The sequence below is a fragment of the Mucilaginibacter sp. genome, from assembly GCF_965201005.1.
Classification (GTDB): domain Bacteria; phylum Bacteroidota; class Bacteroidia; order Sphingobacteriales; family Sphingobacteriaceae; genus Mucilaginibacter_A.
Genome location: NZ_OZ241747.1, coordinates 2,020,411 through 2,042,725 on the forward strand (window position 1 = coordinate 2,020,411; position 22,315 = coordinate 2,042,725).

The 22,315-nt window shown below is 42.6% G+C and carries 21 protein-coding genes; 9 read left to right on the forward strand and 12 right to left on the reverse strand.

Annotated elements, in window-relative coordinates; genetic code table 11:
* Positions 1-160 precede the first annotated feature (160 nt).
* From ACOFKR_RS09330 to ACOFKR_RS09345, 4 genes are all read left to right on the forward strand, one after another.
* Positions 161-988 (forward strand): MBL fold metallo-hydrolase, encoded by an 828-nt coding sequence (locus ACOFKR_RS09330; RefSeq protein WP_419800529.1) that lies wholly within the window; start codon positions 161-163, stop codon positions 986-988.
* Positions 989-1,100: 112 nt separating this feature from the next.
* Positions 1,101-2,717 carry a carboxylesterase/lipase family protein gene (locus ACOFKR_RS09335; RefSeq protein WP_419800530.1) on the forward strand — a complete coding sequence of 539 codons (1,617 nt, stop codon included), beginning with the start codon at positions 1,101-1,103 and terminating at the stop codon, positions 2,715-2,717.
* Between the two features lie 414 nt (positions 2,718-3,131).
* Positions 3,132-3,944 (forward strand): alpha/beta hydrolase fold domain-containing protein, encoded by an 813-nt coding sequence (locus tag ACOFKR_RS09340; protein ID WP_419800531.1) that lies wholly within the window; start codon positions 3,132-3,134, stop codon positions 3,942-3,944.
* A 132-nt stretch (positions 3,945-4,076) separates the two neighbouring features.
* The gene (locus tag ACOFKR_RS09345; RefSeq protein WP_419800532.1) at positions 4,077-4,922 is read left to right on the forward strand and encodes a universal stress protein; all 846 of its coding nucleotides are present in this window, start codon (positions 4,077-4,079) and stop codon (positions 4,920-4,922) included.
* A gap of 242 nt (positions 4,923-5,164) precedes the next feature.
* Here ACOFKR_RS09345 and ACOFKR_RS09350 read toward each other — a convergent pair whose 3' ends face one another.
* Entirely contained in the window at positions 5,165-5,353 is a 189-nt protein-coding gene (locus ACOFKR_RS09350) for a hypothetical protein (RefSeq protein ID WP_419800533.1), read from the reverse strand.
* Positions 5,354-5,832: 479 nt separating this feature from the next.
* On the opposite strand from ACOFKR_RS09350, the gene ACOFKR_RS09355 reads away from it, so the two are divergent.
* Positions 5,833-6,036 carry a hypothetical protein gene (locus ACOFKR_RS09355; RefSeq protein ID WP_419800534.1) on the forward strand — a complete coding sequence of 68 codons (204 nt, stop codon included), beginning with the start codon at positions 5,833-5,835 and terminating at the stop codon, positions 6,034-6,036.
* 78 nt (positions 6,037-6,114) lie between these two features.
* Here ACOFKR_RS09355 and ACOFKR_RS09360 read toward each other — a convergent pair whose 3' ends face one another.
* On the reverse strand, positions 6,115-6,240 hold the full coding sequence (locus tag ACOFKR_RS09360) for a hypothetical protein (RefSeq protein WP_419800535.1): 126 nt from the start codon (positions 6,238-6,240) through the stop codon (positions 6,115-6,117).
* A 154-nt stretch (positions 6,241-6,394) separates the two neighbouring features.
* On the opposite strand from ACOFKR_RS09360, the gene ACOFKR_RS09365 reads away from it, so the two are divergent.
* The gene (locus ACOFKR_RS09365) at positions 6,395-6,901 is read left to right on the forward strand and encodes a hypothetical protein (protein WP_419800536.1); all 507 of its coding nucleotides are present in this window, start codon (positions 6,395-6,397) and stop codon (positions 6,899-6,901) included.
* A gap of 1 nt (position 6,902) precedes the next feature.
* Here ACOFKR_RS09365 and ACOFKR_RS09370 read toward each other — a convergent pair whose 3' ends face one another.
* From ACOFKR_RS09370 to modA, 3 genes are read right to left on the reverse strand one after another with little or no spacing between them, the layout of a single operon-like run.
* Positions 6,903-7,535: an ATP-binding cassette domain-containing protein gene (locus ACOFKR_RS09370; RefSeq protein WP_419800537.1), complete on the reverse strand. Its 633-nt coding sequence runs from the start codon at positions 7,533-7,535 to the stop codon at positions 6,903-6,905.
* Positions 7,532-8,206, reverse strand: coding sequence for a molybdate ABC transporter permease subunit (modB, locus tag ACOFKR_RS09375; protein ID WP_419800538.1), 675 nt, complete (start codon positions 8,204-8,206; stop codon positions 7,532-7,534). Before modB ends, ACOFKR_RS09370 begins: the two co-directional genes overlap by 4 nt.
* Before the next feature lie 49 nt (positions 8,207-8,255).
* Positions 8,256-9,026 carry a molybdate ABC transporter substrate-binding protein gene (modA, locus tag ACOFKR_RS09380; RefSeq protein WP_419800539.1) on the reverse strand — a complete coding sequence of 257 codons (771 nt, stop codon included), beginning with the start codon at positions 9,024-9,026 and terminating at the stop codon, positions 8,256-8,258.
* 112 nt (positions 9,027-9,138) lie between these two features.
* On the opposite strand from modA, the gene ACOFKR_RS09385 reads away from it, so the two are divergent.
* Positions 9,139-9,801 (forward strand): protein-L-isoaspartate(D-aspartate) O-methyltransferase, encoded by a 663-nt coding sequence (locus ACOFKR_RS09385; RefSeq protein ID WP_419800540.1) that lies wholly within the window; start codon positions 9,139-9,141, stop codon positions 9,799-9,801.
* A 100-nt stretch (positions 9,802-9,901) separates the two neighbouring features.
* On the opposite strand, the gene smpB is transcribed toward ACOFKR_RS09385, so the two are convergent.
* Entirely contained in the window at positions 9,902-10,363 is a 462-nt protein-coding gene (gene smpB, locus ACOFKR_RS09390) for an SsrA-binding protein SmpB (RefSeq protein ID WP_419800541.1), read from the reverse strand.
* Positions 10,364-10,720: 357 nt separating this feature from the next.
* On the opposite strand from smpB, the gene ACOFKR_RS09395 reads away from it, so the two are divergent.
* On the forward strand, positions 10,721-11,191 hold the full coding sequence (locus ACOFKR_RS09395; RefSeq protein ID WP_419800542.1) for an Lrp/AsnC family transcriptional regulator: 471 nt from the start codon (positions 10,721-10,723) through the stop codon (positions 11,189-11,191).
* A gap of 340 nt (positions 11,192-11,531) precedes the next feature.
* On the opposite strand, the gene ACOFKR_RS09400 is transcribed toward ACOFKR_RS09395, so the two are convergent.
* Positions 11,532-12,227 (reverse strand): 3-keto-disaccharide hydrolase, encoded by a 696-nt coding sequence (locus ACOFKR_RS09400; RefSeq protein ID WP_419800543.1) that lies wholly within the window; start codon positions 12,225-12,227, stop codon positions 11,532-11,534.
* A 458-nt stretch (positions 12,228-12,685) separates the two neighbouring features.
* Between ACOFKR_RS09400 and ACOFKR_RS09405 the strand changes: the two genes are divergently transcribed.
* Positions 12,686-15,100 carry a glycoside hydrolase family 3 N-terminal domain-containing protein gene (locus tag ACOFKR_RS09405; RefSeq protein WP_419800544.1) on the forward strand — a complete coding sequence of 805 codons (2,415 nt, stop codon included), beginning with the start codon at positions 12,686-12,688 and terminating at the stop codon, positions 15,098-15,100.
* A gap of 309 nt (positions 15,101-15,409) precedes the next feature.
* Here ACOFKR_RS09405 and ACOFKR_RS09410 read toward each other — a convergent pair whose 3' ends face one another.
* The 5 genes from ACOFKR_RS09410 to ACOFKR_RS09430 form a co-directional block, all read right to left on the reverse strand.
* On the reverse strand, positions 15,410-16,159 hold the full coding sequence (locus ACOFKR_RS09410; protein WP_419800545.1) for a GLPGLI family protein: 750 nt from the start codon (positions 16,157-16,159) through the stop codon (positions 15,410-15,412).
* Positions 16,160-16,182: 23 nt separating this feature from the next.
* Positions 16,183-18,975, reverse strand: coding sequence for an outer membrane beta-barrel family protein (locus ACOFKR_RS09415; protein WP_419800546.1), 2,793 nt, complete (start codon positions 18,973-18,975; stop codon positions 16,183-16,185).
* 149 nt (positions 18,976-19,124) lie between these two features.
* The gene (locus ACOFKR_RS09420) at positions 19,125-20,075 is read right to left on the reverse strand and encodes a hypothetical protein (protein ID WP_419800547.1); all 951 of its coding nucleotides are present in this window, start codon (positions 20,073-20,075) and stop codon (positions 19,125-19,127) included.
* 161 nt (positions 20,076-20,236) lie between these two features.
* Positions 20,237-20,725: a rhodanese-like domain-containing protein gene (locus ACOFKR_RS09425; protein WP_419800548.1), complete on the reverse strand. Its 489-nt coding sequence runs from the start codon at positions 20,723-20,725 to the stop codon at positions 20,237-20,239.
* 108 nt (positions 20,726-20,833) lie between these two features.
* On the reverse strand, positions 20,834-22,273 hold the full coding sequence (locus ACOFKR_RS09430; protein WP_419800549.1) for a TolC family protein: 1,440 nt from the start codon (positions 22,271-22,273) through the stop codon (positions 20,834-20,836).
* Positions 22,274-22,315 lie beyond the last annotated feature (42 nt).

Sequence of the window (22,315 nt, forward strand, 5' to 3'; positions counted from 1 at the left end):
TGGAAAGAGACGTGCAACGGTTCTCTTCACACTTTAAAGCCGACATCGATATAACTTTCCGTGCCCAAAATTTACCCGATAAAAACAGCATGTCAGCCGCAAGTATAATCTGCTTTTTCCAAACACCTTTTGCTCAAAAAACCACTTATTTTGCAGTTCAATGTCGCTATTCATCGCCTCTTTAAATTCCGGGAGCAACGGTAATTGCTATTACGTTGGCAATGCGCAGGAAGCGGTTTTGGTCGATGCCGGGATTTCGTGCCTGGAAACCGAAAAACGGATGAAACGGCTTGGTTTGGCCTTGTCAAACGTAAAAGCCATTTTCATTTCTCACGAGCATTCTGATCATATCCGCGGCGTGGAAGTGCTTTCCCGCAAGTATCAGCTGCCGGTGTATATCAGCCCTAAAACGCATTTATACAGCAGGTTACAGTTGGAAACGCATCTGCAAAAACCTTTTCAAGGCGAAGAAACCGTGCAAATAGGCAATCTGCAGATCAAGGCATTTTTAAAACGCCACGATGCGGCCGATCCGCACAGTTTTGTGGTTTCGTGCAGCAACATCAGCGTTGGTGTTTTTACGGATATTGGTTCGGCCTGCCAAAACGTAATCCGGCATTTCAAACAATGTCATGCTGTTTTTATGGAGGCAAATTACGACGATGAAATGCTGCTGAAAGGCCGTTATCCGCATCACCTTAAAAACCGGATCCGCGGCGGCCGCGGGCATTTGTCCAACGCACAGGCTTTGCAGGTTTTTACAGATCATCGTGCTGTTTTTATGAGCCATTTGTTGTTGTCGCATCTGTCAAAAGACAATAATTGTCCGGATTTGGTGCAGCAATTGTTCAGTGCCGATGCTTGCGGAAGGGCAATTATCGTGGCCTCCCGCTATCATGAATCCCGGGTTTATCATATCGATGGTAAATTCAAGGCAACAACAACCAGTAAAAACATGGCAGAACCTGTGCAATTGTCGTTGTTCTGATGCTTCTTTTACAATACTTTTTTTGGGAAACAATCCTTTCAATTTAAGCTTTTATCAGAATAATTTGATTGATTTGTTTTATCAGTTTTAAGTTGAAAAAACCGTATTTCTTATGAAAAATATCTATATTTTGATTATGGCCGCACAGTTGCTGCCCGCTGCAATTTTCGCACAAAATAAAAACCCGCAGGTAAAAATTACAAACGGAACTTTAGAAGGCACCGAAACCGACGGCGTACGCAGTTTTAAAGGCATTCCGTTTGCCAAAGCACCGGTTGGGGATTTGCGCTGGAAAGAACCGCAGCCCGCCGAAAACTGGAGCGGTTTGCGCAAAGCCGATCATTTTGGGGCGAATGCAATGCAGAAGAAAATTTTTGGCGATATGCTTTTCCGTTCTTCCGGCATGAGCGAAGATTGCCTGTTTTTGAACGTTTGGACGCCGGCCAAATCCTCAGTAGAAAAACTGCCTGTTTTAGTTTACTTCTTTGGAGGCGGTTTTGTGGCCGGTGATGGTTCTGAAGGACGTTATGACGGAGAAAGTATGGCTAAAAAAGGCATTGTTACGTTAACGGTGAATTATCGTTTAGGCGTTTTTGGCTTTATGGCACACCCGGAACTGACTAAAGAATCTCCGCATCATGCTTCCGGGAATTATGGCTTGATGGACCAAACGGCGGCTTTAAAATGGGTGCAGCAAAATATAGAAGCTTTTGGCGGCGATCCGAAGCGGGTCACAATTGCCGGGGAATCGGCCGGTTCTATTTCTGTTTTTGCGCAGATGGCTTCTCCTTTATCCAAAAACCTGATTGCAGGTGCCATTGGCGAAAGCGGTGCAATGATCAGCCCGACTGCGGCACCAATTACGTTGGAACAGGCTGAAAACAAAGGTGTTGCTTTCGCCCAAAAAGCAAATGCAAAATCATTGGCTGATTTGCGTGCCTTGAACGCCAATGATTTGCTGGATGCCGCATCGCAACCGGGTGCATTTAGCGTGAGTGCGGTAGTGGACGGTTATTTTTTCCCGGAACTGCCGGTCAAAATTTTTGAAGCAGGCGAGCAGGCACACGTTCCGTTGCTGGCGGGCTGGAATTCTACCGAAGTATCCTATCAGGCTTTGTTGGGAAGCGATGCGCCAACGCCGGAAAATTATGCCAATAAATTAAAACAGCTTTATGGCGATAAAAGTGAGGAAGCGATGAAGTTATATCCGGGCAAAACGCAGGCGGAAGTAATCCAATCGGCAACTGCCTTGGCCAGTGCGCGTTTCATTGTTTACAGCACCTGGAAATGGCTTGACGTACATGCCAAAACCAGCGGCCAGCCCACTTACAGTTATGTTTTTTCTAAAGCGAAACCACCAATGACAGCAGATTTTGTTAATGCCACGCCAGGTTTGGCCGGCGGAATTACCAAAAATGCCGAGCCGCCACGTGTAAAACCTGCCGCAATAGCAGTTGGGGCACCGCACGCTTTTGAAATTGAATATGCAATGGGCAATTTGGACAAAAACAAGGTTTACGCCTGGACACCTGAGGACTACAAAATATCAGCTACGATGCTGCAGTATTTTGCAGATTTTGTGAAAACCGGCAGCCCTAACGGTACAAGTTTGCCGGTTTGGGGCCAGATCAGCAAAAACAATGACCAGCAGATGAACATTGGTTTGAAAACGCAGCAGCAAAAACAAAACCGGGCCCGTTATTTGTTCCTGGATCAGATTTATCAATGAAGAAATTTTTTTATAAACCATTAATGCTTCTTTTATCAGCCTAAATTTGGGTTGATAAAAGAAGCATTTTCAGTTTAAAACCAACGCTGTTTAATTTCTCAAAAAGCTGTTATTTATAAATGTGGTGCAGGTCTTTTTCAAACAACGTATAAGGATCATTATAAAACTGAATAAAATTTGGCACCGATTTTTGAGCCGGAAACTGTGCATTTTTGGCCTTGATTACGATCTTGTAAAAACAGGCGATGCTGTTTTTATCGGCACAAATTAAACCAATTACCTAATATGCTGTTCGGTTTTTTAGGTGATAAAAGAAGTATTTTTGAATGCGTTCTATGTTGAAAAACTGTCATAACTATAAACGTTTAATGCCTGTTGATAAACCAAAAATCCATTTATCAATCCAAGCAAAGTATGAAAAAACTAAAATTGATCCTTCCGTTTTTGATAGTTGGCTGGCAACTTACTTCAGCACAAACTGTTAAAAAAGATGTGGCTTACGGTGATGATGACAAGCAAAATTTTGATGTTTACCTTCCGCAGCAAACCAAAACCAAAACACCGGCCATTATTTTAATCCATGGCGGAAGCTGGACCGGCGGTGACAAAACCAACATGACGCACTGGCTGAAACCTTTGCAAACGGCTTTTCCCGGCGATGCTATTTTTACCATTAATTATCGCCTGGCCAGCCGGGAAAAAATGGCCAATGCTTGGCCAACACAAATAAATGATGTGGACGCGGCTGTAACTTTTATCAAAAACCACGCAGCGGAATACAATATCAACACAAAACAATTAATTTTACTTGGCGAAAGTGCAGGCGCACAACTGGCTTTGGTTGAGGGATTTAACCATGACCCAAACCATAATGTTAAGGTTGTGGTTGATTTATTCGGCCCAACGGATATGGCTGATTTATACAAGGCGCACCACGAACTGGCCATTTTGATGCAGGGCACACCGGAAAAAATCCCTGCTGTTTATGCGGATGCCGGCGTTTTACAACATGTAAGCAAAAATAGTCCGCCAACAATAATTTTTCATGGAACGGCAGATCCGGTTGTGCCGATCAGCGAAAGTGACAGTTTGAGCGTTAAACTAAATGAAGCAAGAGTGCCCTTCAGCTTCATCAGATACAAAGGAAAAGGACACGGCTGGCCCGAACCTGAAATGCAGGACACATACAGCAAAACCATTGCTTTTATAAAAGATTATTTAAGATAAATAAGGTTGCACCAAAAAACCAATGGTAAAAGAAGCACGAAAATTATTTTTTGCAAAACATGTTTAAACGTATCATTGTAAAATTTTAGTGCCGATAACAAACGATATTGCAGTTATATTAATGCCCACCGAATGAGAACTTACTTAATTCCTACAGATTTCTCCTCGTCATCGGTGGCGGCTGCACATTATGCCGCAAGGCTAAGCACACAAACCGGCGTTAACAAATTGATTTTGCTGCACGCTTATTATATTTCTACTTTTGAAAGCGTGCTGCCCAATACCGAGTTTGTGCAACTCTTGCCGCATGATATTGATGAGACTTTCAGGCTGAAAAGGGTTGAAATGGAAGGTATCCGTCAGGAATTGTTGCCTTTGATTGATGAAAACACAACAGTAGAAATCATGATCAGCCGCCTGCCTTTGCTGCGCGCCATTTTGGAAGTGCAGGAAAACACGCCTGTAGATTTGCTGGTTTTGTGCAGCAAGAACAACTTGAAGGAAGATACACAGGTTGGCCGAAATATTATCGAGATTTCAAAAATCAGTCCGGCACCGGTAATGGTTGTTCCGGAACGGACAACTGCACAGCCGTTGAAAAAAATTGTGCTGGCCTGCGATTTCAAAAATGTAACAGAAGCTGTTCCGCAGAAACAATTGAAAAAAATATGGGACATGCTGCAGGCCGAGTTGCTGGTGGTGCATGTGGACGCAAAAGGTTTGCATCAGCAAAAAGACCCGAAAACGCTGGCCGAAGAATCTGCACTGGCAGAAATGATGATAGATTATCGGCCGGAATATTTTTATATCAACCACCCGGACAGCATACAGGGAATTGTAGATTTTGCCACTGAAAACCAGGCGCAAATGATCATTTCACTTCCCCGGAAACACAGCTTTTTCAGATCCTTGTGGAACAACAGCTTTTCTAACGGGTTAACGATAAAATCCACATTGCCGGTATTGTTGCTAAAATAGGTTTTACTCCAATGCTTCTTTTATCAGCCTGAATTTGGGTTGATAAAAGAAGCATTGGCGCAATTCAATTTTGCGTGGCATAATCAGGGTTAAGCCAATGGCAAAGCAAATAATCCAATCTCCGGTTCGGCTTCGCAAATTGTGGTTTTTATTGAAATGCTTGGGTTTAAATCCAAGCCGAAAAAATAAGCCCGGCCAAAGTTTTGACACTTTGCAGCCGGACTTTACGTTACAATTACCGCTTATTTTTTGGGTGCTGGCGGGGTAGAGGTAATTTCGCCAAACTCGTTTACGTAAGCCATCATGCTTTCCAAATCGCCGCTGGAAGCATTTTGCTGGCGTTCTTGCTTGCGCTGTTCTTTTTCTTCCCGTTTTTTCAACCGGTTTTTTTCCAGTTGTTTTTTCATAAAGGTTGCCTGAGATTTTGCCATATTTTTGTTGTGTTAAACTAAGCGTCCGGTTTGCCTGTACAGGAAAATTAAGCAGCTGAAATGCGCTGTCCTGATACCTTTAAAATTTAATTTCCTGCGGAGAACGGTGAGCTTTTGCAGCGGAAAATTGAATCCTGACCCGGTTTGGAAGTGCAGGCCAGCAGGTGATGACCGGAGAATAGTGTTGTTTCTAATCCGTGCGCAAAAGTACAAATTTATGGCATAAAAACAGTATCACGGCTGTAGTAAAATCTGCAAAAACCGTTAGCCAATTGTCAAAATAAGCAAATAGCATCCATCCGGATATTTTTGTTTCAATACTTCTTTTATCTACCTAAATCCAAAAAAACTCAAAAACACGGCTGTTACAGTTATAATTCCAGTCAGCCCGGCCGCTTATAAATCTGTTTTGATTAAGCGGTTTGATGTTTTATCCAAACAAAACTTTTGTTCTAAACTTTATATCGGATAAAAACAATATGATGAACACACCCGACAACGAGCAGCAAACCAATAATGACGGACTGGACTTGACCACGCCAAACGATAACCAGGAACTGGATAAAATCAATGATGCCACGCAGGCAGCCGAACCTTCTTTTACGCTGAACCTGGATACAGAACGCCACATCCAGAAAGAAGCCGACGAGGATGAAAACGAAGACCGGAACATCAAACAATAATCAGTTTAAAAAATAAAAAGCCCTTTGTTATAGCAAAACGCTAAAGCAAAGGGCTTTTTTTATAAAATAAAATTTTGCTTAATGCGGCATTGAACTGTAAATAGAATACCAAACTACCGCAATAGTCAGTGCAATTAAAAAAATGATGCTCGGGATCAGGCCGATGATATGATGTTGTTCCTCGTGGTGGTGCGTCTCTTCCATAATGCAAGTTTAGGATAATTTTTTTTGTCTGGCAATTTTAATCCTCAACGCAAAATAAAAGCTTTGGTTTCTGCGGAGGCAAATATCGGTTTTTTGAACAAAGCAGCTGCCAAACTTGGTTTTGTTTTTCTGCAGAAAAAATCTTCATTTGTACATGTTTAAATTTTTACTTTTGATGTTCTTATCGGCACCTGTGTTTGCGCAGGAAGTGCTGAAACCAACCAGCAGTTTTTCCATCAGCGGAAAAGTGGACAAAGCAGTTACAATCACAATGGATTCTTTAAAACAATATCCGCTGAAAGAAATGGGCAGCTTTAAAATCACCAATCATCTGGGCGATTTTAAACATCAGGACGAACATTTAAAAGGTGTTTTGCTGAAAGATGTGTTACGTAACACCGTTTTTTCAGTCGGTTCGCCCAAATTGTTAAGTCAGTTATATTTTGTGTGTTCTGCTGCGGATGGTTACGCCGTGGTTTATTCCTGGAATGAATTGTACAATACGCCCGTTGGCGATCAGGTTTTTATTTTAATGGAAAAAAACGGTAAAACGGCGGCACAATTGCCCGAAAATATCCAGATGGCCTCGATGCTGGATTTTAAAACGGGAAGAAGATATTTGCATAATTTAAGTAAAATTACAGTTGCGCAGGCGCAATAGATCAATCAATTTCTTCCTCATCAATAAATAATTCTTGTCCGGGCAAAGCTTCCAGTTCGTGCAGATTGTGCGAAACGATAATCGTACTGATGCTGTTTTTATCGGGTAAAAATTGGAATTCGCGGATTAAGGCGATTTTAGTTTTAAGGTCTAATGCAGAAAACGGTTCGTCCATCAGCAATAATTTTGGTTTAATGGCAAGCGCACGCAAAATGGCCAGTCGTTGCTGTTGTCCGCCCGAAAGCTGCCCGGGTTTATGTTTGATAAAAGGTTCCAATCTCCCGAAAGCCAGCAAATTTTTAATCAAATCTGCGTCTTTGGTCGCATATTCCAATTGCTGCTGCACGTTCATATTCGGGAAAAGTGCGTAATCCTGAAATACAAATCCGGTTTTACGTTGCTGCGGAGAAAGATTGATTTTGGCAGAAGTATCCGTCCAAATCACATCATCAACCACAATTTTGCCCTGATCGGGCGCGATCAATCCGGCCAGGATTTTTAAAAACGTGGTTTTCCCTGCTCCGGATGGCCCGAAAATTTTAAGCAGGTTGCCGGTTTCCATCTCCGCAGAAACTTTTAAAATATGCTTTCCCCGGTAGTGCGCCAGTTTTTTTTCTATGTCGATCGAAATCATTCGGGAAGTGGTTTGGCGGCCAGTTTATTGATGATAAAAACAGCAAGCACCAGCACAAAAGTAATCGTCAGCAAAACCAGCGAATATTTATTTGCCGTGCTGTAATCCATGTTTTCTACCGAGTTGTAAATGGCGATGGAAGCCAAACGCGTAACGCCCGGAATGTTGCCGCCGATCATTAAAACAACGCCAAATTCGCCCAGCGTGTGTGCAAAAGTCATTACAGCGGCAGTTGATAAAGAAGCGCGGATATTCGGCAGCAAAATTTTAAAAAAGGTTTCTGCGGATGATTTTCCCATGGTAAAAGAAGCATGGGCGAAAGACGGCGGCAGTTGCTGCAAGGCAGATTTTACCGGACTGACCATAAACGGCAAACTGTAGATCACCGAAGCCAGCACCAATCCTTCAAAAGAGAAAACCAATTGTAAATCAAAGTGTTGCAGCAGCCATCGCCCCAAACCCTGCTGCGGACTAAAGGCCAGCAACAAATAAAAACCCAGCACAGATGGCGGCAAAACCAGCGGCATAGTAAAAATGGCTTCCAAAATCACTTTTATAAACGAATGGCCTTTGGACAACCAGTACGCCAGCGGCAAACCCAGCACCAGCAAAATTACCGTGCTGACGAAGGCGAGTTTCAGGGTGAGCAATATAGGCGACCAGTCTGTCAATTTTGGTTTTTGTTTTGATTGATGCTTCTTTTATTGGGTAAATTTTTGTTTATCGGTAACCATATTTTTTCAGGATAGATTTGGCTGGCGCACTTTGCATATATTTAAAAAATTGCGCTGCCTGAGGATTTTTTTCAGCATGTTTTAGGATAACCATTCCTTGTTTAATTGGCTGATAATCAGCAGGATTTATTCTTTCCCAGTAAAGTTTTTGTTTGCCGGAAATATCTGCAATCAAAGCTTCGGTAGTAAAACCAAACTGGGCAACGCCGGTGGTAAGGTAGATGTTTACCTGCGAAATGCTCTCGCCGTAAACCAGTTTTGGCTGCAATTTTCGGAGGAGTTTTTTTTGGCTTAACACCTCTTTGGCCGCTTTGCCATAAGGTGCGGTTTCGGGGTTGGCCAACGCAATTTTTTCAACGGAGCTGCTTTGCAAAAGTTGTCCCCAGTTTTTTAAGTCGAGGTTTTGTTTGCTGCAGATAATTAAACTTCCTAAAGCATAAACAACTGGCTTTGAGGTAGTAAAGCCGGTTTTTTCGAGTTCCTCCGGAAAAGACATGTCCGCAGAAAGAAAAATATCAAATGGCGCACCGTTTTTGATTTGGTTGGTGAGGTTACCGGACGAGCCAATAATCGGTTCGATCCTGATCCTCGTTTTTCGTTCAAAATCCTGCTGTAAAACCTTGATCACACCTTGTAAATTGGCGGCTGCGGCCACTTTTAAACTTTGGGCAAACGTAAAAACCGGCAGCAGGAGCAAGGCCAGAACGGATGCTGTTTTTGGCAGGTATTTTTCGGTGTTGATTAAATTTTTATTCATTTTTCATACAAATCAAACGACAAACGTCAATTGAGTTTCAACGCTGACCAAAGTGATTTTAAATTTCGATAAAAATCAGTATTTTCTGGCTTAAAAAATATCTTTGTGGCACATGGCGTACAAGTTTGTGGATAATTACCGGGAAAAAGGGGCGAGGAAGCAGTTGGTGCGGTTTCTGGAAGATGTGAAAAAGATTGGCGACAAACGCGTGCTGGACGCGATGGCGAAAGTGCCGCGGCATTATTTTTTCGACGAAACGTTTTGGGCGCAGGCTTACAAAGATATTGCTTTCCCGATTGGCGACGGGCAAACCATTTCGCAACCTTATACCGTAGCTTATCAAACCGAACTGCTGCACATCCGGCAGCGTGATAAAGTGCTGGAAATTGGCACTGGTTCGGGCTATCAAACCTGTATTTTGCTGGAGCTTGGCGCCGAGGTTTTTACCATCGAACGGCAGGAAAAACTGTATGAACGCACCTGCAAAGTGCTCCCGTTTTTGGGTTATCATGCCCATTTTTTCTGCGGGGATGGCTCTAATGGCATCCCTGAACATGCGCCTTACGATAAAATCCTGGTGACGGCCGGTGCTCCTTTTATCCCCGAAATTTTGTTGAAACAGCTTAAAATCGGCGGTTTGCTGGTGATCCCGGTTGGTGATGAAAAATCACAGTTGATGACAACCATCCTTCGCGTAAGCGAAAACGACTTTGAAAAAGTGAGTTTGGATACGTTCCGGTTTGTGCCGCTGGTTGGCGATCAGGCCTGGAGCTGAAACAGCTTTCGGCTGTCAGCAATCAGCTTTCAGTTTCCTTTTAAGTGTATACAAATTTGCTATTCGCTGAAAGCTGATTGTCGAAAGCTGATCGCTCAGTCTATCTCTTCATCACCCGGTCCATTTCGATTTTAGAATCACGTTCTTTCATCGTTTCGCGCTTGTCAAAAGTTTTTTTGCCTTGGGCGAGGCCGATTTCTACTTTCGCAAATCCGCGGCCGCTGATAAAAATAGTGAGCGGCACAATGGTAAATCCTTTCTCTTCCGTACGCGATTTCAGCTTTTTCAGTTCCTTTTTCTGCAACAGCAAAACCCGGTCGCGCTTGGCTTCGTGGTTGTAAAACGAGCCGTGCGTATATTCCGAAATGTGCAGGTTGCGGATGTACAGGTTGCCATCGATAAACGTGCAGAAGGAATCTGTAAGGTTGGCTTTTCCCTGCCGGATCGATTTGATTTCCGTGCCCAGCAATTTGATGCCGGCCACAAATTTATCATCGATCAAAAAATCAAAATATGCGCGTTTATTTTTGATATGTATGGGTTGTTCTTTTTCTTCTTTCATGGTTGTACCTTTTCTGTTCTGCCGATACTGTTTTTATCGCCTAAAATTTACCGCACAATCAAAACCCGGACTTTAATTTTGTACCGAACGGAACTGAGCGTGGTGCCAAAGATAATATCTTTAAAAGCTTTATAACGAAGCGCGCTGCTTACCAAAAGTCCGGGTTTTTTTGTTGGCCACAACAGCAATCGCTTTTGCTACTGATTCGAAAACCACTTTTGACTAAATTTACCCTGTAAAAAAAGCATCCGTTTTGCAAAGCCTGATTGCACGTTTGGGTTAATCCGGATTGGATAAATATGTTTTATTTTGCTTCTTTATTTTAGATATTTTTGCGACAGACCCAAACCCTTGACCATGGCCGCAGAATTAGATAAAATTGATTTGCAGATTTTAAAAACCCTGCAGCAAAACGGCCGGATCACCAATCTGCAATTGTCCAATGAGATCGGCTTATCGCCCGCCCCAACGCTGGAACGTGTGCGCAAACTGGAAAACCTGGGCTATATTTTAAGTTACCACGCTTTGGTAGATGAAGAAAAACTGGGTTTGGGCATCAAAACATTTATTCAGGTTTCGCTGGATTTTCATAAAAACAATACCATCCAAACGTTTTTGGACGAGATACAGGAAATCAAAGAGATTACGGAATGCCACCACGTAACCGGCCAATGTGATTTTTTGCTGAAGGTTTACGTAAAAGACATCAAATCGTACGAGCAGCTGATTATGCAGAAAATCAGCCGGATTTCGGTAGTAAAAACTTTCCAGACGATGATCATCATGTCCACCAATAAAAAAGAACCGACCGTGCCGCTGGAGTATTAAATGCTTGTTTTATCGGTATAAATTTGGTTTAAAAATGTCCTTCCGCTACGCTCAGGATGACAAAATATATAAGCCTCATTATTTAAAAGCCAAAACGGTAATAAACCCGGACGGTAGCCACCCAGGAGCGTGGGGCTGAATGCCGCCCGGAGGCGATCCGGCATTCTTGAATTTTGGTTCTTTTGTTCAAGCAAAAGAACGCACAAGAAAAAAATTATTTTAAAAGAAGATTTCTCCCCACGGTCGAAATGACAAGAAAATAGTTGATAAAAGAAGCATCAGCCATAGTTTAAAGAAAAGGTTTTTGCAGAAACCTGCCGATCCGAACTATTGATAAAAGCTATAACAGTTTTACCCTAATGTTTTTAAACCAAACTTTTTGCCCGTGATGCTGAAACATCAGGTGGCCGCTGGTGGCTTTGGCAAATTTCGGGTTGTCTTTGTATTTACTGTTTTGGATCAAGTCATTCAGCTTTTGCGAGCCAATTTCATATTGCACTACTTTTACGCCGTTCAGCCACTGTTCTACATGGCCGTTTTTCACCAACAGCCTTCCGGTATTATATTCGCCAACAGGCTTTAAATGTTTATTTTCAGGGGCGATCAAATCGTACAAAGAACCGGCAGACCGTTTCGGTTCCTTGTCATTAAAATCTATATCGTCCAAAAGCTGCATTTCAAAATTATCCAGCCAGTTAGGGCTGTTTCCGTTTCCTGATTGATGGCTTGCCGTTTCCTGCACGTTATAAAAAACGCCGCTATTGCCTGCTTTTGACATTTTCCAATCAAAAGTCAGATCAAAATTGGTGTAAGTTTCTTTTGTAACAAGGTCAACATTAGGCACATCTGGCTGGGCTACCAAAGCTCCGTTTTCTACTTTCCAGGCCTGAAAAGGAAAAGTGTCCATCTTATAACCCCGCAAGTTTGCCACTGATTTTCCGTTAAACAAGTATTTCCAATGTCCGGCGGTTTGGGCATCAACGATTGTGCTTAAACAAATCAGCAACGTAAAAAAGGTACAAATTACTTTTTTCATAAGTTTTAATAAAATGATGAATGCGGTGTAAAATTAAATTTTCTAAACAAAACTAAGCCTTCTTTCCACTCAGCTATAATTATTAAGCGGAAGGTTTACTTACCGCTGATAAAGGGTTTGTATAATTAAAGATCACTGGGTTTTAACTTACTGTTAGATTTACAATTGTCTTATTTTTGCGCCAATGTTCAAAAAGTAAACGGCTATATTACTGTTGCTTGCGCTGATGAATCATGCTTCTTTTATCAGCATAAAAACCGAAAAATCCGGATGCTTCTTTTATCAGCATAAAATCCGGAAACATGATTTATAGGCATAAAAGAAGCATAATGGTTTTCTCTGATAAGTTTGAACACGCTTTCTGACAAAAAGTAAATAGATTTTGTAACGGTTTGTAAAAATTACAATTAACATCCCTATTATTGATCATCAACTCAGTTTTAAAAAAGGTTCGTTCCATGATCATACAAAAAAGGATATTGCTGCTGGTTATTTTAGGTTTTTCGATCAGGTCTGCATCCGCCCAAAACAAAAATATTTATAAAAACGGCTGGATCGATTTTAACAAAAACGGTGTAAAAGATGTATTTGAAGATCCTGCGGAACCGATAGAAAAGCGGGTAGAAAACTTGCTTTCGCAGATGACATTGGACGAAAAAACCTGCCAAACGGCAACGCTTTACGGCTACGGCCGGGTTTTGAAAGATGAAATGCCGGTAGCAAACTGGAAAAACGAAGTCTGGAAAGACGGGATTGCCAATATTGATGAGGAGCTGAACAACCTAAAATCCAACACGGACAAAGCTTACACCAAATATGCTTATCCGTTTAGCCGCCATGCCGAAGCCATCAACACCATTCAAAAATGGTTTGTGGAGCAAACGCGCCTCGGCATTCCGGTGGATTTTACAAACGAAGGCATCCACGGTTTGTGCCATGAAAAAGCCACGCCGCTGCCCGCGCCGATTGGAATTGGCAGCACCTGGGACAAAAACCTGGTTTATCAGGCCGGAAAAACTGTTGGAAAAGAAGCAAAAGCGTTAGGTTATACCAACGTTTACGCGCCGATTTTAGATCCTGCGCGCGACCAGCGTTGGGGCCGTGTGGTAGAATGTTATGGCGAAGATCCGTTTTTGATCGCTGCACTGGGCGTGCAAATGGCATCGGGCATACAAGGCCAGGGCGTGGCATCGACCCTGAAACATTTTGCGGTTTATAGTGTGCCAAAGGGCGGCCGAGACGGCAACGCGCGTACCGATCCGCATGTGGCACCGCGGGAAATGTACGAGCTTTACCTTTATCCATTTAAAAAGGTGATCAAAGAAGTGCACCCGCTCGGCGTGATGAGCAGTTATAACGACTGGAACGGCGAACCGATCACCGGAAGTTACTTCTTTTTGACGGAGCTGCTCCGCCAGAAATTTGGTTTTACGGGTTATGTGGTTTCTGATAGTGAAGCAGTGGAATTTCTCTATTCCAAACATCACGTGGCGGCAACTTATCCGGACGCGGTAAAACAGGCGATTGAAGCCGGTTTAAACGTGCGCACGAATTTTACCATGCCGCAAACCTTTATTTTGCCCTTACGGGAATTGGTGAAAGAAGGAAAACTGAGTATGGAAACGCTTAATTCGCGCGTTGCGGATGTTTTAAGGGTGAAGTTTAAGCTTGGTTTGTTTGACCGGCCTTACGTAACCGACCCAAAAGCGGCCGACAAAATTGTGCACACGCCAGCTGATGAGCAAATGGCCTTACAATTGAACCGCGAATCTATGGTGCTGCTCAAAAATGAAAAAAACCTGCTGCCTTTGGACAAACATCAGCTTAAAAATATTTTGGTGACCGGCCCGCTTGCTGCCGAAAAAAGTTATGCGACCAGCCGTTACGGCCCGTCCTACAATCCGGTAACTTCTGTTTTGGAAGGGATCCGAAATTATGTTGGTAAAAACAGCATCGTTGAATACGCCAAAGGTTGCGATATAATTGATGCAACCTGGCCGGAAAGTGAGATCATTCCGACGCCACTTACCGCCGAAGAGCAGGCCGATATTGCCGATGCCGTAGCGAAAGCAAAAAACGCAGACGTGATTATTGCCGTTGTCGGTGAAGATGAGAAGCGTGTTGGCGAAAGTCTTTCAAGATCAGGATTGAACCTGCCAGGCAGGCAATTGCAATTGGTCCAGGCTTTGCAGGCAACCGGAAAACCTGTCGTGATGGTGATGATCAACGGGCAGCCGCTCACGATTAATTGGGAAAACAAATACGTTCCGGCAATTTTGGAAGCCTGGTTCCCCGGTCCGGAATCTGGTAAAGTTGTGGCAGAAACTTTGTTCGGCGACAACAATCCCGGAGGAAAACTAACCATCACGTTTCCGAAAACTACCGGGCAAATAGAGTTGAACTTCCCTTTTAAGCCAGCCTCGCAATCCGGACAACCTGGTTCCGGGCCAAACGGTTACGGCAGCACACGTGTGTTGGGCGCATTGTACCCGTTTGGTTATGGCCTCAGTTATACCACATTTGCCTACAGTAATTTAAAAATCGACCGGCCAACTATGCATACTCAAAATGATATTACCGTTAGCGTTGATGTTGCCAATACCGGCAAAATCAAAGGCGACGAAGTGGTGCAGTTGTATTTAAAAGACGAGGTAAGCAGCGTAACGACTTATGAATATGATTTAAGGGGATTTGAACGCGTGCCGCTCTTGCCGGGCGAAAAGAAAACGGTAAAATTTGTCCTTCATCCCGACGATTTGGCCTTACTGGATAAAAACATGAACTGGACCGTTGAACCGGGCAAATTTCAGGTAATGATCGGCAGTTCTTCCGAAGACATTAAATTGAAAGCGGAGTTTGAAGTAGAAAAATAAAGGACTGTTTAAATTTGATTTCAAAATTGTTTTTGGAGGATTGTCCCTTTGGCTTCAACCCAAAACCATCATACTTCTTTTATGCACATAAAATTTGTTTTCCTAATTTATGCTGATAAAAGAAGTATAGGATTTTCAATTTTTTAGGTGCTAAAAGAAGCATCAAAAATAAATTGTATCTGAAAAATCCAAATGCTTCTTTTAGCACTATAATTTTTGTATTTGAATTTTATACCGATAAAAGAAGCATTACGATTTTCATTTTTAGGGTGATAAAAAAAATATACTACTTCTTTTATCACCCTAAAATCATAACAACAAAGCTTTAAAAGATTCTTTGGCATAATCGCCCCAATCTTTTAACGCCGCCTGCAAAGTTGTACGCAACTGTTTGTTGTTCACCGGTTTGCCTTTTGTAGGAGGATTAAGGTTTTTCGGATCAATGGTTACTTCGTTCACTTTGGTGGCAAACCAGGTAATGTTTTCATGCGGCAAAGCAACGCCGAGAATCATGCCGGGCAAACCGGTAAAAGATTCCGGTCCGCCCGAAACAGCAATTTCATCCGTATAAAAAGCAACTACGTAAATAGAATCCAGCACAATGGCATTTGCGCGGCGGCAGGTATAACCGGCAATATCGCGGGTTTCGTCCGTTATTTTCCAGTTGATGTTGCGTACGCTGTCTTTTACCAGAAACGTTTCTTCAAACACTTTTTTCTGATCAACAAAAGTACCTGTCGCTAAATCGGTTAAAACAGTATTGTTTTGCGTGGTTTGTGCACTGCCGAAAAAACCATTTTGTGAATTTTCTTCTGCATCCGGCTTAAACATGGTTTTGTTTCCGGAAAAATACAGCGTGCTTTTTAGCTTTTTAAACTGCGGCTGCGTTTTTTTAAACTGATCGTAAGCCTGCTGCATGTAGCTTTCATTGTCTTTGTTGATCTGCTTTTTGATTGTTGCATACATGTTGATGGTTTTTTCAAACTCAATCGAACCAACTGTGGTAAAATGCGTGTTTTGCGCTTTGATTTCGACGTAAACCAACAGCGAAACTGCCATAAGGATAATTTTTTTCATCTTATTTATTTTTGAGCGGCACCGCCCATTTTGTTAAAATCATACACAATGGAGAACATAAAATAACGGCGGATGGTGGTGTATGTGCTTTGCGTGAGAAAGGTACTTGTTGCACTGCGGTTAAAACCAACGTTCTGGTTCAGTAAATCGTTTGCAGAAACCATCAGCTTCAAACTTTCCTCTTTAAAAAAAGCTTTGCTTACGCTGGCATTGATGATAAAACGCTGAAAATCCTGGTTAAAAGAAGCTGTTTTACCTTGATATTCATAGTTCCCATCTGTGCTGATCTGAAATTTTTTGGGCAGGTAAAAATTAAATCCTCCCCGGGAGGTAAAACCTGTTCCGTTATTATTTACTGATGTGAGTAGTGATGACTGGCTCCTGGTAAAAGTTGGGCCTCCAATTAAGTACACATCGTATTTTTTTTCTTTATATTTTGAAAGTCTTGCGCTCAAACTGTAAGTGCTGGACTGGGTTTTATTTAATACATTATTGGTAAAACTGTAATAAGTGTTTCCGTTGGCATTAACATTTAAACCGCCGTCAATATTCAGGAATTTTATTTTCTGGTTATAACCTCCGTATAAATAAAAATTAGCCGTTTGTTTTCCGCTGAGGTTGGTAGATTGATAAATACTTTTTCCCGCAGAATCTGTAAGCGTATTGCTGATAATCGGATTTGAAGTTAACGCGTAAGATCCGCCTATGTAAATGGATTGCCCGCTTAAAACCTTGTACGAATTATAATAAGCATTAAACCGATTGGTAAAAGACGGCCGTAAATCCGGGTTGCCAATTGTGATATTCAGCGGATCTGTGTTCACGCGCACCGGCTGGATCTGATCCAGATTTGGCTGTGTATTGTTGCCGTTGTAATCAACACGGACAGAACGTTGCGCGGAAAACCGATACTGGTAACTGGCCTGCGGATTGTAGTTAACAAAGCTTCTTTTAAGCACATCGCCAGTGTAAAGGTCTGTTTGATTGTAGGTTACATCTGCTATTTTCGTTCCGAAGTTAAATGTGGTTTTGTTTTTTTTGTAGTTAAAAACAGCACCGGCCTGATTGCTGTTTTGGTTTAGTTTATAATTGTTGCTGAGAGTTTGATCTACCTGGTCATATTCGCCCTGCGAAGATTGGTTAAACGATAAACGGCTGATACTGCTGTTGTTCAATACAAACCGGTAATTGCCGGTCAGCGTAATTGTTTTGGTCAACGGCTCCGAAAAAGTAAAATTAGAATTGAACACACTGCTTTCCAATTTGTAGGTTTTATATTGATCAACCCGCTGCGTACTGTCCAATCGCCCCAAATTGTTGTAATAATCAATTTCGGTGTTTAAATAACCTTTCGTACTGTTTTGATCCAGTGCTTCTGTAATATTTGCCGTAAACGTCCGGCCTTTTTTCTTAAATTTTTTGGTGTAAAAAAGGCTTGCGTTCAAAATCTGCTCATCGCCGTCATTGGTCAAAATCCGGTTGCTGCGGTTCAGCAGCGTATCATTTCCGCGCAAACTGGTTGCCAAAAAATTGTTTCGGGTTTTGCTGCTTTTGATCGTGCCGTCAATCGTTAGTTTTAAGTTTGAAGTACTGTCCAGCTTAACGGTATATGCCGCATCCAGCTTCTGCCTGAAAATTGAATTATCAAAATCCTGATTGTTGCTGCTTTTGATTAGTCCGGTTGGCAACGTATTTTGTGTCAGGGTTTCCCGGTTGCCTTTTACGTTCAAAAATCCGGTTTTATAATTTGTGTTGATGCTTTCTTTATCGCCATTAAATTTGCTGTCAAAATGCAAACCGCCGGTCCGGGCCGTTGGTATTCCCTGACCGTTGTACCTGCCATCAAAAGAATCCAGATCATCACCGCCGCTAAAATATATGCTGATGCTGCCATCATCACCAACTTCTGTATTGGCGTTAGAAGAACCGTATTTATTGCTGTCTTCCCAGCCCAAACCTGTTTTGCCTGTATTGGCCAGCGTACCGTAAGCCGAAAACTTCTTTTTGCCCCAAAATTTGTTAAACAGCAACTGTTCCTGATAATATTTGCCGGTTGCCGCACCGGCATCAATCTTACCGAAATAACCGTTCTTTTTATCCTCTTTTAGTTTGATGTTAATGGTTTTGGTTTTCTTGCCGTCATCAACGCCGGTAAATGCGGCCTGATCGCTGCTTTTATCATAAAGCTGCACTTTGTCCACCATATCACTGCGGATGTTTTTGGTCACCAGCGTTGGGTCATCGCCAAAAAACTCTTCCCCATCCACCAAAACCTTGCTAACGGTTTGGCCTTGCGCGGTTATTTTTCCGTCTTTATCTACTTGTATCCCAGGCAATTGCTTTAACAAATCTTCTACTTTGGCATTTGGCTGCACGGTAAAACTGGAAGCATTATATTCTGTTGTATCGCCTTTTATTTTGATGGCCGCCCGGCTGCCTTTAATAATCACGCCAGCCAGCAAACGCGCTTTCAGCAGCATCGAAATCCGCTTAAAATCGTGCTCTTTATGTAAAGAATCCAACGTGAAATTTTCTACATAATCCGCATAATTTGGGTAAGAGACCAGCAAAATAAACTTGCCTTTGTTCAGTCCGCCGATGCTGAAAGTACCATCATCTGCTGCACGCGTAAACTTTTTTAAGGTCGAATCTTTCGCGTTTAAAACTACAATACTGGTGTTGTGCAATTTGCTGTTGGCCACCGTATCGGCTACGCTGCCTTTAATGCGGTAAACATTTTGGGCTGTAAGCAATTGGGCTGTAAAACAAAAAATTAAAGTAGAAATGATGCCTTTCATAAGCAGTGGTTTATGGGTGTCAAGATATAACTAAAATTTTAATTCTTTTTTGTTTGGAAGAAGAAATTTTTCGTTTTAACTTTTTTTAACTTATTGCATTATTGCAATGCTGTTTTTACCATACTTTTTTTAGGCTGATAAAAACAGCATCAGTTTTTGTTGCCGCGCACCACCAGCAAAATCAGGCTGTCGTGCGGGATGCCCAGCGTTTTGCCGGGCGTAATCTGCAGATAATGGGCGAGGTAGCCGTCCATGATCCCTTTTATCACTTTGATGGTATTTTCCGGGTCGTCAACCATCGTTTCCATCGGTTCTACAAAATGCAGTCGGCCTTTGGCATCTACCCGAACGGCAAAACTGTGGTAAAAATCTGCATAAGCTTTGTTGATGGTTACGTTGTATTCGGGGTAAAAAAGTGTTTCGGGAATGTAATAGCTGTTTAAATCTTTAGCTTTCGTTTTGGCATTGGTTACCTGCACGTTGGCACTGTTGCTTTTTAGACTGACGGGCTGTTGTGCGGCAAATATTTTTGTTGAATCCAGTGCGGAGGCATCGGCCAGCTTTTGGATGTATGCCGTATCGCTTTTGGTAGTTGAACGAAGTTTTTCTACGTTAACGTGTTGTTTTTTGAGATAATCCTCCGCATAAAAAGTAACATATACGTTTGAGTTTTTCCAGTTGATGATTTTGTTCCTTACGGACAAAACCTGGAAACGCAAACTGTCTTTGCTGATTTTTCTGGCTTTAAACCAGGCTCCGGCCATGCTGAACATGGAATCATGGTCCAGCACAAGCGGCAAATTGTAGTAACGCAGTTTTATCGGACTAAAAACACTGACCGAAGTATCCGACAAAAAAGTTATTTTCCAAGAGGGTTTAAGCTGAAAACCCTGCGCGTTGAACGAAATGCCGCTGGCAAACCTGCGGTAAACTTCGGTATAGGGGATGTTAATTACGTTTTTGAAAGTTGTGCGGGTGCGCTCAATCAGTTGCTCGTTGGTTTCTGTACCGGGAACAGATTGGGTTTTCTGCGGATTTTGCCTGCAGGAAAACAAAATCAACACAAACAAAATTAACCTTGAAAAACGAAAATTCAGCATGTAAAAACAGCATGGTTTAGGGCTGTTAAGATACTTGATTTGAGCGGAAATTTCAGTTCAAAATAAACCTTATCTGGATCATCCCCTTGAAGCCCTTCAAACTGGCAAGTTGGAGACGATCTGCCCACCCAAAAATACCCGGTAAAAACAGCATGTAAAAACTACTTTTCGGCCAGCGGATAGCCTTTACTTGTCCAGTTGGTGTTTAAATTAACCGGCAGGTCAAGCAGTTTTACGTTGCTGAAACCAGCGTTTTGCAAAGCTGTAAAAGCCGGGCGGATGTTGGGGCATTTACCAAACGGACAACAGCCGCAGTAAATCACTATCGCTGTGTTTTTGGGCAAAGATTTAACGGTTTTAGTCAGTTTTTCGAGGTTTTCGGGTTTGTTGGCCGGGCCAATGTGTGTTGCACCTTTAATATCTTCCACCGCACCAATGTTCAAAACCAAAGGTTTTTTGGCCTGTGGATTTTGGATAATTGCCACAAGTTCTGCCGGTTCCATCAGTTGGTTGGCTTTCCAGGGATCGCGTAGTTCCAGCTTTGGCATTGGCGCAGGCGAAGTTTGCGCTTTGGTTTCAACATAAATAAAAGTCAAAAAAGCAATCAGCAGTAATTTTTGCATGGTAAAAGAAGCATTGGTACTTCTCAAAGTTAAAAATATTTTGGGGATGAGGTGGGAGGTTTGGGGTATGAGGTTTGTCTTTATAGGTTCTGCCTTATCCCCAAACCTCCGAACCTCTTACCTCAAACCTCATCCTCACCAAGTCAGTTTTCCCTGATAATAATCCAGGATTTTCATCCGCAGGATATAATCATAACGTGCGCTGATGAGGTTGATATTGGCCGCGTCGAGCTTATTTTTCGCCACCGTATAATCCACCGAATTGCCTACACCGGCGTTAAATTTTACTTCCGTTGCTTTAAAAGATTCGGAATAGGCAACCACCTGGTTTTGCAAAGTGCGGTAACGGCCGGAAGCAGCAGTTGTGTTGAAAAACGCTTGTTCTACCGCTTGTTTCAATTGGATGCGCGTGGTTTGCTCTATCAGTTCAGCATTTTTAAGTTCGATTTTTGCCAAAGCAATGCGGTTGCGCGAAAACCAATTGCTAAAAATCGGCACCTGCAGACCCAATGTTACAGCCGAACTGTAATTGTTTTTAAACTGATTGCCGTAACTGATTTTTTCCGACCGGTAATCACTCTGGTTCGTCATCACGTAAGATTTGCCGCCGTTTTGCAGCGTTACATAATCACCGGTGGCCACGCGGGCACTGTCCACAAAAACACTTTTGCTGGCCGCGCTGGAGTAGTTGGTGTACAAATTTGCATTCAGCGAAAGCGTTGGGTACAAATAACCGCGGGCGGAGCTTACGCCTTTTGCCGCACTTTTTGTACGATAAGCACTGGCTTTAACCAAAGAAAGTTGCTCTAAAGCAGCTTCATAAATTGCTTCGGGATTGTTGCTGAAGGAAGTAGAAAGCTGCCCGGCATTGAGCGGCGCAAAATTTTGCTGTTTTTGGTAAGGCACGTTCATCAATTGCGCAAGGGCAATTTTTGCCGCTTCGAGATTGTTCTGGTTGTTGATAATGGACAAACTGTCGTTGCTCAATTGTCCGCGTAAATCTGATAATTGGTAAGGCGCAATAGCACCATCTCTGTTTAAAATCTCCGAACGGCGGACCTGTTCCTGCGAAACTGCCGCCTGATTGCGCGATTGATTGACCAATTCCTGGTTGTTTAAAATTTGCAGGTAAGCCAAAATCACGTTCAGCGTTAAATTATCTTTTTGCTGCTGCAGCTCCAGTTTACTGGCCTGGAAAGCAAGCAGGTTTTGCCTGATCGTGTTCCACAGTGAAAAACCGTTAAAAAGTACCACGCTGCTTCCAACAGAATAATTGGTGTAATTGATTTGCTGGTTTAAATACGTGTTGGTAAACGGATCAATGCTGCGGCCCTGGTTTAAGCCCTGCGAAATATTGCCGCTTAAATTGGGCAGCAAATTCAGCTTTGCCTGGTTGTAATTGATACCTGACCGTTGTGCAGCCAGTTCGCTTTGTTTTACGCCAAGATTATTGCCAATGGCCGTTTCTACGCACTGTTGCAGCGTTAAAGCGGATTTGTTGAAAGTGCTGTCCTGCGCCCAGATTTTTGTGGCATAAAAGAAGCATAACAGGAAGCAGGAGGAAAGGGGTTTCATTTATAACGTTTGCTATCAGCCGTCAGCAATCAGCTGTCAGCA